Origin of the sequence: Halorubrum sp. Eb13 (genome assembly GCF_002252895.1) — an archaeon.
In the GTDB taxonomy this organism is placed as follows: Archaea; Halobacteriota; Halobacteria; order Halobacteriales; family Haloferacaceae; genus Halorubrum.
The window spans coordinates 1-858 of record NZ_NHPE01000117.1; the positions used below are offsets into that span (position 1 = coordinate 1).

The 858-nt window shown below is 53.5% G+C and carries 1 protein-coding gene; it reads left to right on the forward strand.

What is annotated here, in order from left to right; genetic code table 11:
* Nucleotides 1-118 precede the first annotated feature (118 nt).
* Nucleotides 119-858: IS5 family transposase (locus tag DJ75_RS13200; protein ID WP_254921987.1), on the forward strand; the 740-nt coding region annotated here is incomplete at its 3' end.

Below are 858 nucleotides of genomic sequence, written 5' to 3' on the forward strand. Positions count from 1 at the left end.
CTCAGCAGGTGATATGTTCTTGGAGTCGTGCTGAATACAGGGCGCAGGCCGTGTTTAGACGCTAAGAATATTGCCTGAATGGCGTGATTTCGAGGAAGTGAAGCGAGCAGAGTTCGATGTGCCTTCGAAACTCGCCCGCTTCACCGACCGATGTGTGGCTTTGTCTCAAAAAGCTGTCGGGAGTGACGGAAATCAGCCTGTCAAGAAAGGGGAAGGTGGCTACGCAGACTGGGTGATCATCACTCTCCACGGACTTCGCGAATACCTCGACCTTCCGTACCGCCGACTCCTCGATATCCTCCGTGAAATGCCTGATATCGTGGAGAAACTCGGGCTGTCGGTCGAGGAGTTGCCGGACTTCACCACGGTTTGTGCTCGGAAAGAAGCGCTGAAGATGCGCGTCTGGCGAGTGCTGTTGCGGCTGTCGGTGAATCTATTTGATACTGGAGAGATTCAGGCCATCGACTCCACCGGTCTCGCTCATCGTTCGTCCAGTCACAACTACGCGAAGCGTGTCAAAGGCACGTTTGAGTCGGTTAAAACCACACTTCTCGTGGATTGCTCGACGAGAGCAATCCTCGACGTTCACTGCTCAAAGAACCTTCCACACGACACACAGATCGCGTGGCAAGTCCTCACGAGAAATCTCGAACAGCTAGGAACTGTAGTCGCCGACAAAGGCTTTGACTGGGACGAACTCCGTCATATGCTGCGTGAAGAAGGCATCAGACCGGTGATCAAGCACCGTGAATTCTACTCGCTTGATGCCGCTCACAATGCTCGGATCGATGATGAAACGTACCATCGACGGTCTATCGTCGAATCGATATTTTTCGCGCTGCGCAAGCGATTCGGCTC